Source organism: Promicromonospora kroppenstedtii DSM 19349, assembly GCF_000515355.1.
In the GTDB taxonomy this organism is placed as follows: Bacteria; Actinomycetota; Actinomycetes; order Actinomycetales; family Cellulomonadaceae; genus Promicromonospora; species Promicromonospora kroppenstedtii.
Genome location: NZ_KI911585.1, coordinates 1 through 5,322 on the forward strand (window position 1 = coordinate 1; position 5,322 = coordinate 5,322).

Consider the following 5,322-nt stretch of genomic DNA (forward strand, 5'->3'; position numbering starts at 1 on the left):
CACCGGCCGCACCGGCCGCACCGCCCACCCCGCACAGCCCCGCCAGCGCGTCCCGCACCAGGTCCCGGCTCCGGCCCGACAGTCCCTTGGGCAGCCGGCCGACGGCGGAGCGCGGTCCCGCCAGGAGCTGGTCCACCTCGTCCTGGTCGAGCGTGTCCTGGGCGCGGCGCACGTCCTCGCGGCGCTGCCACACCTCGTCGAGCCGCTCCCGCAGGGCTGCCGACGTGAAGGGCTTGACCAGGTAGGCCACCACGCCGCCAGCCATGGCCTGCCGCACGGTGCCGAGCTCACGTGCGGCGGTGGTGGCGACCACGTCGACAGGGGGTCCGGGTAGGTGCCGCAGCTTCCGTAGCACGTCGAGACCGCCGAAGTCGGGCAGGTGCAGGTCGAGCAGCACCAGGTCGGGACGCAGCGCGACCGCGAGGCGCAGCGCGTCCGCGCCGGTCCGCGCCTCGCCGACGACCACGAACCGGGGGTGGCTCTCCACGAAGCCGCGGTGCACGGTCGCGACGACCGGATCGTCCTCGACCACCAGCGTCCGCGCCCGCCCGGTCACGACTTCCCCTCCGCCGCGCCCGCAACAGCACCGGCCCTCACCCGCTCGACGGCGACCGGCACCGGCAGCTCGACCCGCACGCGCGCCCCGCCGAGGTCGCCGGTACCGATCACCACCTCGCCGTCCCGCCGGTCCACGACCCGCCGGACCAGGGCCAGGCCGATCCCGCGACTGTGCTCCCGGTCGGCCGGGACCTTGGTGGAGAACCCGGCCTTGAACACCTGGTGGTGCAGCTGTGCCGGGATGCCCGGGCCGTCGTCGTCCACCTGGAGCACCAGGTGTGGGCCCTCGACGTGGAGCGTCACCCGGACACGGCCCTCGGGCCGCGCCGCGTCCACCGCGTTGTCGATCAGGTTGCCGAGCACCACCAGGGCGTCGGTGTGCAGCGACGAGTCGTCGGGGCCGGCCGGCGCGTCCAGCACCGAGTCCTCGGAGACGTCGAGGGTCGCGCCCCGCTCCCGCGCCGTGATCGCCTTGACCAGGAGCAGCGCCGCGATCTCGGGGGACCGCACGCCCGGCGCGACGGCGGACGCGGTGAGCAGCCCTCCGTAACCCGACCGTTCGATGAAGGCGACCGCCTCCTCCGTGCGGCCCAGTTCCAGCAGCCCCGAGATGACATGCACGGTGTTGGCGAACTCGTGCGACTGGGAACGCAGGGCGTCCGCGAGGCCCCGGGTCTCCAGCAGCGTCGCGATGTCGTCGGGCTCCAGCAGGTAGATCCGCCGGCGCACCAGCCGCGTCACCCAGGCCGCGCAGAACGCCCCCACCACGGCGGCGGCGCCCAGCGTGCCGAGCAGCCAGCCCCGGTCGTCGTCCAGGTCGGCCCGCAGCTCGGACTCCAGGATTCCCACGCTGGCGGTGCCGATCACGGGGGCGGGCGAGGAGTCGTCGGCGGCGTCGCCGAACACGGGCACCTTGACGCGCCACGACGTGCCGAGCGTGCCGGTCTGCGTGCCCGTCCACACCCGGCCGGACAGCGGCACGGACGGGTCGGTCGACACGCGCTGCCCGATCTGGTCGGGGTCGGGGTGGGAGTAGCGCACGCCGTTCTCGTCGGTGACCACGACGTAGGTGACCTGCGACGCCTCGCGGATCACCTCGGCGATCGGCTGGATGGTCGCGGACGGGTCCTCGTCGTCGAACGCGTCGTGGATGGCGGGCAGACGCGCCACGGACTGCGCGACCCCGGCCATCCGGTCCACGTACGCCTCACGAAGCTGTCGTTCCTGCAGGGCGGAGGCCACCAGCCCGGTCGCGCACACGAGCACGAGCACGACGACGACCTGCAGCACCAGAAGCTGCGCCCGGAGCGTCATCGCTCTCTTCACGGACGCAAGTGTGCACCGGGTCACAGCCCGCGCGGTAGCCGCCCGGCGTGACCGAAACGACCACAACCTTTCTTGCGACCAGAACCGGGGCCCCACGACCCGCCCTCCCTACGCTCTCGCCGAAGTGGTCCGAGAGCCGCCGAAGCGGTCGGCTCCGGTACCCGCATCCGCTCAAGGAGGAGACATGCGCATCATCCGGTCCGGGGCTGCCCCCGTCGGAATCGTCCTGGCCCTGGCCCTCACGGGCTGTTCGATGCTGGAGTCGGGCGGCGGCGGAGGCGACGCCGCCATCGACGAGCTCAGCATCGTGGTCCCCGCCGGTCCCGGCGGCGGCTGGGACCAGACCGGCCGCGCCATGCAGGCCGACCTGCAGGAGGAGGGGCTGGTCGGCTCCGCCACCGTCACCAACGTCGACGGTGCGGGCGGCACCGTGGGCCTGGCGAAGATCGCGACCGAGACCGACCCGAACACCCTGCTGGTGATGGGCCTGGTCATGGTGGGCGCGGTCGAGACCAACGAGGCCCAGGCCCGGATCGAGCAGACCACCCCGATCGCGCGCCTCACCGAGGAGCAGGAGGTCATCGTGGTGCCGGCGGAGTCGGAGTACCAGACGATCGACGACCTCGTCGACGACATCAACGAGAACGGCAAGGAAGTCGCCATCACCGGCGGCTCGGCCGGCGGCACCGACCACATCCTCGCCGGCATGCTGCTCCAGGCCTCGGGCATGCCGTCGGGCAACATCGCGAGCAGCCTCAACTACATCGCGTACTCCGGCGGCGGCGAGTCACTGGCGGCGCTGCTCGGCAACAACGTCAGTGCCGGCATCTCCGGCGTCAGCGAGTACGCCGAGCAGGTCCAGGCCGGCAAGCTCCGGGCGCTCGCGGTCTCCGGCGCCGAGCGCGTCGACGCGCTCCCGGACACCCCGACCCTCACCGAGGCCGGCTACGACGTCGTCCTGACCAACTGGCGCGGCGTGGTCGCCCCGGGCTCGATCGACGACGCCGAGAAGGAGGCGCTGACCAGCGCCGTCACCGAGCTCGCCGAGTCCGACGCCTGGCAGGCCACGCTCGAGGAGAAGGCCTGGGACGACGCCTTCCTCGCCGGGGACGAGTTCGACACCTACCTCGACGGCAACATCGCCGAGATCCAGACGGTGCTCAAGGACATCGGGCTCGTCAGGTGACCAGCGACGACATGGCGCCTGACGCGCCCGTTCCGCCCGGTGGCCCGACGGCGGAGGACGCACCTCCGCCGCCGGGCGCCGTCGAACCGCCGCCGCGCCGGTGGGGCGAGCTCGTGCTCGCCCTGGCCACCACCGCGCTCGGCGTGTACGTGCTGGTGGCCGCCGGGAGCATCACCGTCCCGGGCTCGAGCAACACCCTCGGCCCCCGGGCCTTCCCCTACCTGGTGGGCGGCATGCTCGTCGCGGCCGGGGTCGTGCTCGTCGTGCTGATCCTGAGCGGCCGGACCGGTCAGGAGGAGGGCGGCGAGGACGTCGACCCCTCGGTCCGCACCGACTGGCTCACCGTGGTGCTGCTGGTCGTGATCCTGGTGGTGCACGTGTTCGCCATCAACGCCGTGGGCTGGCCGTTCGCCGCCGCCCTGCTGTTCGGCGGCGCCGCCGTCGTGCTGGGCGCCCGGCCCTGGTGGCGCGCCGCCCTGGCCGGGCTCGTGCTGGGCCTGGTCATCCAAGTGATCTTCGGCGGGCTGCTGGGGCTCTCGCTCCCGGCCGGTCCGCTGCTGGAAGGGGTGCCGTTCCTCCGTGGATAACTTCTCCGCCCTGATCGAGGGCTTCGCCACCGTGCTGCACCCGATGTACCTGCTGTACGCGCTGTTCGGCGTGTTCGTCGGTACCGCGGTCGGCGTGCTGCCGGGCATCGGCCCGGCCATGACCATCGCCCTGCTCCTGCCGCTGACCTACTCGCTGGAGCCGACGGCGGCGATCATCGTCTTCGCCGGCATCTACTACGGCGGCATGTACGGCGGGTCGACGACGTCGATCCTGCTCAACACCCCCGGCGAGTCCGCGTCGATCGTGACCGCGATCGAGGGCAACAGGATGGCGCGCGCCGGACGCGGCGCCGCCGCGCTCGCCACCGCCGCCATCGGCTCGTTCGTGGCGGGCTCGATCGCCACCGTGGCGCTGACGTTCCTGGCTCCCGTGGTGGCCGGCTGGGCCGTGCAGCTCGGCGAGCCCGACTACTTCGCCCTCATGGTGGTCGCCTTCGTCACCGTGGGCGCCCTGCTCGGGAGCTCCGTGCCGCGCGGCCTCGCCTCGCTCTCGCTCGGCCTGTTCCTCGGGCTGATCGGCACCGATACGCTGACCGGCCAGCAGCGCTTCACGTTCGGCGTGCCCAACCTCGCCGACGGGATCGACGTGGTCGTGGTCGCCGTCGGCCTGTTCGCCGTCGGTGAGGCGGTGTACGTGGGCTCACGCATGCGCCACGGACCGATCAGGGTCATCCCGGTCGAGAAGGGCTGGCGCACCTGGATGAAGCGCGACGACTGGCGCCGCTCCTGGAAGCCGTGGCTGCGCGGCGCCGCCATCGGGTTCCCCGTCGGCACCATCCCGGCGGGCGGCGCCGACGTCGCGACCTTCCTGTCCTACGCCGCCGAGCGGCGGCTCGCCGGCCCCCGGCGCAAGCAGTTCGGCAAGGGCGCGATCGAGGGCGTGGCCGGCCCGGAGGCCGCGAACAACGCGGCGGCGTCGGGCGTGCTCGTCCCGCTGCTCACCCTGGGCCTGCCCACGACGGCGACGGCGGCGATCATCATCGTCGCGTTCCAGTCCTACGGCATCCAGCCGGGCCCGATGCTGCTGCAGAACGAGTCCTCCCTGGTGTGGGCCCTCATCGCCAGCCTGTACGTCGGCAACCTCATGCTCGTCGTGCTGAACCTGCCGCTGGTGGGCATGTGGGTCAAGGTGCTGCGCATCCCGCGGCACTATCTGTACGCGGGCATCCTCCTGTTCGGCGCGCTGGGCTCGTACGCGCTGAACTTCGCGCCCGTGGACGTGCTGCTCCTGGTGCTCATCGGCCTGATCGGGTTCTTCATGCGCCGCTACGGGTACCCCGTGGCGCCGCTCGTGGTCGGCATGATCCTGGGCCCGATGGCGGAGGACCGGTTGCGCCGCTCCCTCGCGATCAGCCAGGGCGACCTGTCCTACCTCGTGACCAGCCCGTTCGCCGCGACCGCGTACGCGGCGATCATCGTGCTCCTGGCCGTGGGCATCTGGCTCAAGCGCCGCGAGCGGGCGGAGGAGGCCTAGACGCACTGGCTAGGCTCGTCCGCATGAGCACAGCACTGATCACCGGCGGGACCGCGGGCCTCGGCCTGGAGTTCGCGCGGCAGCTCGCCGCCGACCGGCACGACCTGGTGCTGGTCGCCCGGGACGCCGCACGGCTCGAGGAGGTCGCCGCGCAGCTCCGCGCCGCCACC

General features: G+C 72.8%; 6 protein-coding genes. 4 read left to right on the top strand and 2 right to left on the bottom strand.

The window, feature by feature from the left end; genetic code table 11:
• Both PROKR_RS37805 and PROKR_RS02585 read right to left on the bottom strand, forming a co-directional pair.
• Window positions 1–556: response regulator (locus tag PROKR_RS37805; protein ID WP_036959360.1), on the bottom strand; the 556-nt coding region annotated here is incomplete at its 3' end.
• Window positions 553–1,884, bottom strand: coding sequence for a sensor histidine kinase (locus PROKR_RS02585; protein WP_157601843.1), 1,332 nt, complete (start codon window positions 1,882–1,884; stop codon window positions 553–555). The genes PROKR_RS37805 and PROKR_RS02585, both read right to left, overlap by 4 nt.
• Before the next feature lie 184 nt (window positions 1,885–2,068).
• Between PROKR_RS02585 and PROKR_RS02590 the strand changes: the two genes are divergently transcribed.
• The 4 genes from PROKR_RS02590 to PROKR_RS38125 form a co-directional block, all read left to right on the top strand.
• Window positions 2,069–3,070 carry a Bug family tripartite tricarboxylate transporter substrate binding protein gene (locus tag PROKR_RS02590; RefSeq protein ID WP_036959361.1) on the top strand — a complete coding sequence of 334 codons (1,002 nt, stop codon included), beginning with the start codon at window positions 2,069–2,071 and terminating at the stop codon, window positions 3,068–3,070.
• Window positions 3,067–3,657: a tripartite tricarboxylate transporter TctB family protein gene (locus PROKR_RS02595; protein WP_036959362.1), complete on the top strand. Its 591-nt coding sequence runs from the start codon at window positions 3,067–3,069 to the stop codon at window positions 3,655–3,657. Before PROKR_RS02590 ends, PROKR_RS02595 begins: the two co-directional genes overlap by 4 nt.
• Window positions 3,650–5,152: a tripartite tricarboxylate transporter permease gene (locus PROKR_RS02600; protein WP_036959363.1), complete on the top strand. Its 1,503-nt coding sequence runs from the start codon at window positions 3,650–3,652 to the stop codon at window positions 5,150–5,152. Before PROKR_RS02595 ends, PROKR_RS02600 begins: the two co-directional genes overlap by 8 nt.
• 23 nt (window positions 5,153–5,175) lie before the next feature.
• A partial coding sequence (locus PROKR_RS38125; protein ID WP_036959364.1) for an SDR family NAD(P)-dependent oxidoreductase occupies window positions 5,176–5,322 on the top strand: 147 nt, incomplete at its 3' end.

What these genes read in the sequence shown, in the direction of transcription:
- PROKR_RS02590 (WP_036959361.1), top strand. Translation starts at nt 2,069, where the DNA reads ATGCGCATCATCCGGTCCGGGGCTGCCCCCGTCGGAATCGTCCTGGCC.